General features: G+C 64.9%; 5 protein-coding genes. 3 read left to right on the top strand and 2 right to left on the bottom strand.

What is annotated here, in order from left to right:
• Positions 1 to 101: 101 nt before the first annotated feature.
• Positions 102 to 443 (bottom strand): hypothetical protein, encoded by a 342-nt coding sequence (locus ACYVJ0_RS13410; protein ID WP_460818350.1) that lies wholly within the window; start codon positions 441 to 443, stop codon positions 102 to 104.
• Complete coding sequence (locus ACYVJ0_RS13415) at positions 440 to 1,006, bottom strand: hypothetical protein (RefSeq protein WP_056208535.1); 567 nt, start codon at positions 1,004 to 1,006, stop codon at positions 440 to 442. Before ACYVJ0_RS13415 ends, ACYVJ0_RS13410 begins: the two co-directional genes overlap by 4 nt.
• 183 nt (positions 1,007 to 1,189) lie before the next feature.
• Between ACYVJ0_RS13415 and ACYVJ0_RS13420 the strand changes: the two genes are divergently transcribed.
• From ACYVJ0_RS13420 to ACYVJ0_RS13430, 3 genes are all read left to right on the top strand, one after another.
• The gene (locus ACYVJ0_RS13420) at positions 1,190 to 1,786 is read left to right on the top strand and encodes an RNA polymerase sigma factor (RefSeq protein ID WP_460818352.1); all 597 of its coding nucleotides are present in this window, start codon (positions 1,190 to 1,192) and stop codon (positions 1,784 to 1,786) included.
• Complete coding sequence (locus ACYVJ0_RS13425; protein ID WP_460818354.1) at positions 1,783 to 2,250, top strand: hypothetical protein; 468 nt, start codon at positions 1,783 to 1,785, stop codon at positions 2,248 to 2,250. Before ACYVJ0_RS13420 ends, ACYVJ0_RS13425 begins: the two co-directional genes overlap by 4 nt.
• A 104-nt stretch (positions 2,251 to 2,354) precedes the next feature.
• Entirely contained in the window at positions 2,355 to 3,653 is a 1,299-nt protein-coding gene (locus tag ACYVJ0_RS13430) for a DUF2079 domain-containing protein (protein WP_460818355.1), read from the top strand.
• Positions 3,654 to 3,730: the final 77 nt, after the last annotated feature.

Below are 3,730 nucleotides of genomic sequence, written 5' to 3' on the forward strand. Positions count from 1 at the left end.
GCCGGCTGCACTCCACCCTCGGCTACCGCACCCCCGCCGAGACCCGGGCCGCCTACTACGCCCAGACCGCAACCGCGGCCTGAAATCCACAAAGAGATCGTCTACGAAGCTTGACACAGCCCACACAGGTGCGGTGACAGATAGCCCTGCCAGCAGGCCCGGTCACCGCTGCAGTTCGGCACCACGCCGAACGGCTGCACTAGCGACGTCGCGGCATCGATCGCCACGAACTCGCCGGTTGCGGGGTCCACCGTCAGGATTGCCGGCTCACCGGACTCGAACAGATCCCTCTCAGCCTGCGTGAAGCCACTCAGAGGATCATCATCTACGGTCGCGTGGGCGGGAAGCCCCGCCCACACGGACGCGATGACGAACAGGATCACTGCAACCGCGGCGATCACGCGAGGGCGCACGGTCGTCGCCCTCGCGGCGGTGTGGGTCACGCTGCCCAACGGATCGACGAGGCGCGGTCGTTCATCGCGGCGCCGACGTTGCTGGAGTTCACGTAGTAACCGTAGGACGCGCCACCGTAGTTGGTGTTCTCGAAGATCGCGGTCTTGCAGTTCGAGTATGACCGGAACGACGTGATCCGGTTGTCCCAGCCGATCCCGGCGAGGCTCGTGTAGCCGTGGGCATAGCCGTAGCAGCCGTTCTGGGTCACGCTCGCTGCGTACGAGGCACCGCCGTAGTTGTTGTGCTCGTAGAAGATGCCGATCACGGTGCTTGCCAGCGGCGCGACATCGGAGCGAGCACTGCTGGAGTCGTTGACGAGTTCGTCGCTGACTTCGAGTGCCCCGTCGGGCGTGGACAGGACGATGCCGTATGCCTCGTACACGGCGTCTGCCAGGTTGGCGTCGGCGTCGACGCACAGGGACTTCCCGGTGTCGAGCTCCTGCCAACAGCTCTGAGTGCGGTCGATGGTGTCGGCAGTTGCCGCGGGCGCCGTGATGGCGGCGGCTCCGATCATGAGCAACGATGCGGCGAGGGCGGCGAGTGGACGTTTCATGATGTTGGTCTGTTCCCTTCGGATCGGCGATCTTCGTTCAGAGCCTTGCGACGATCGCTGCTCACACGCCAGACCTCGACGAATACTGAGACCCTTTGGTCCGAACGGACAGTCGCCCCGGCCGACCCACACGGTGGGGGAACATGGGGTACGAGAAGAGTCGTGTGCCGGAGGGAGTCGCAGGTGGCGGAGCCCGCGCGCGCGTCCCGGGATCGGCAAGATCTCGCCTCGGCTGCTCATGTCGACGACGATGTGCCACTGATGCGGCGACTGCGCGATGGAGACGACACCGCTCTGAGCGAACTCCATGACCGTCACGTCCGGGCGGTGTATCTGCTCGCGCGGAGCAAGGTGGACTCCGCGTCAGACGCCGAGGAAGTGACCCAAGACGCGTTTCTGCTGTTGTGGCGCAAGTGCCGTCGTATTGACCTAACCGGCACATCTTGCCTGCCGTGGTTGCTGACCACCGCAAACTACCTTGCCCTCAACGTTCAGCGGGCAAGTAGGCGTCTGACGCAGCGGGTCACGACTGCGCTGAGTGCAGACGATCTCACCTCCCCGCGCGAGGTGGATGCCGAAGCAGCGCGGAAAATGGAACTCGAACAGGTCGGAAGGATCGTTGCGGCCCTTCCGCAGATCGACCAGGACGTATTTCGGCTCTGCGTGGTCGAGGGACTCAGCTACAAGCAGGCCGCGTACCAGCTCCGCACCAGTCACTCGGCTGTGCGGAACCGCCTGTCCCGGGTGCGCGGAGCGTTGAGGAAGCAGATAGACCAATGACAATTGACGAGCCGAACTACGACCGGATGCGCGACAACCTGATGCGCGAGGTCCGGCGACGCCGCAACCGGAGCCGGTCTCCCAAGCGGGTCAGCATCTTCATCGGCGCCGGCGTGCTCGTCGCTGCCACCACGGGTGGGGCGCTGATCGCCCTTGCATCCGCGGAACTGCGGCACAACTCCGCGTACTGCTACGAGTCGCCCTCGTTGCAGAGCCGCGCGCAGCAGGTCGGCGATCCGTCGCCGGTCGGAGACGACCGGGTCGCCCGCGCCATCGACCTGTGTGAGTCCGTATGGCGTATCGGCGTACTCGGTGGTGAGAACGACGGACCGCCCCCCAACGATGGGCGGATCCATCCCGTGCCCGAGCTGTTCGTTTGCTCCCAGCGTGACGGAACGCTCGCGGTCTTCCCGGAGCAGGATGGCGTGGCGTGCAGCGATCTCAGTCTGGAGTCACTCCGGTGACAATCACACCGATCCGGGCGCTGCCCACGGCGCCACCGCTGCCCGATCGGCACAGGCGCACGGGATGGATAGCCCCGTGCGTGGTCGGGGTGATCGTCGCGACGATGTACATCGTCTACGCGGCATGGCAGTGGTCGCAGTTCACCGTGAAGTCCTGGGACCTGAGCATCTTCGCCCAGCTGCTCGACAACTACGCCCGGATGCAACCGCCCATCGTGAACATCAAAGGCGACGGGTACAACCTCCTCGGCGATCACTTCCACCCCCTCCTCGCTCTGATTGCACCCGTCTACGCGATCGCGCCCCACGCGTTCACACTGCTCGCCGTTCAAGCGGTGTGTTTCGCGGTCGCCGCAGCAATACTCACCCGCACCGCGACGCGCAGCCTTGGCACCGTCGCGGGCGGCGTGCTCATCGGACTCGCGTTCGGTTTCAGCTGGGGTTTGCAGTATGCCGCCGAAGCACAGTTCCACGAGATCGCCCTCGCGGTCCCTCTGCTGACCTGTTCGCTCAGCGCGCTGGTCGAGCGCCGCGATCTCGCTACCGTGCTGTGGGCGGCCCCCCTGGTCTTCGTCAAGGAAGATCTCGGCCTCACCGTCGCGATTATCGGTCTGCTTGTCGCCTACCGCTCGCGTAAGCCGCTTGGGCTCTGGCTCACGGTCTGGGGCGTGGGCTGGTTCGCGATCGCGGTGTTCATCGTGCTCCCACTCCTCAACCCTCAAGGTTCCTGGGCGTACGCGAGTAACGCCAACCCGCTGACACTCCTTGGCGACCCTGGCGGGCTCTTTCACCCATCGAAAGGACTCACGCTCGCCCTGATCCTGGTAATCAGCGGCGGGCTCATCCTCCGGTCACCGATCGCGCTCGTCCTCCTGCCGACCCTCGCGTGGCGTTTCCTCTCAAGCAACCATGGCTACTGGGGCCCAAGCTGGCATTACAGCGCCGTCCTCATGCCGATCGTGTTCGTCGCACTCCTAGATGCCATCAACCGCGGGCCCACTGCCCGGTGGGCCTGGCTTCGCAGCTATAGCCGCCACGGCGCCGCGATCGCCGTCACAGCAGCAACAGTGCTCCTACCCACACTCCCGCTATGGTCGCTTCTCGCACCCAACTCGTGGGATCAGCCCGACCGGGCTGACGCAGCGACCACAATCCTTGAGGCGATTCCTGCTGGCTCCTCTGTTGAGACCGACATTGGCCTCATGTCCTACCTTGTCGACGACCACGACGTCTACTGGCTCGGAAACTCCAACCCCACCCCGGACTGCATCCTCATCGACCGGATAGCCGGAGGCACACCACACGACTGGGGCAGCGCTCTTGAGGTCGCTACCCGACTCCATCCAGGCGCCACCTACCGCCCCATCGCCAAGCACAGCGGGTACGAGCTCGCCTGCCAGTAACTGACGTCGATTACATGCCGCTCCCGCACAATCTTGCTTCACCCCCTTGACAGCACCCAGATAACGCTCGTGATCGG

The sequence above is a fragment of the Microbacterium petrolearium genome, from assembly GCF_054782875.1.

Excerpts from the sequence above, each read along its gene's own strand:
- ACYVJ0_RS13425 (WP_460818354.1), top strand. The coding sequence starts at position 1,783 with ATGACAATTGACGAGCCGAACTACGACCGGATGCGCGACAACCTGATG.
- ACYVJ0_RS13430 (WP_460818355.1), top strand. The coding sequence starts at position 2,355 with ATGTACATCGTCTACGCGGCATGGCAGTGGTCGCAGTTCACCGTGAAG.
- ACYVJ0_RS13415 (WP_056208535.1), bottom strand. The coding sequence starts at position 1,006 with ATGAAACGTCCACTCGCCGCCCTCGCCGCATCGTTGCTCATGATCGGA.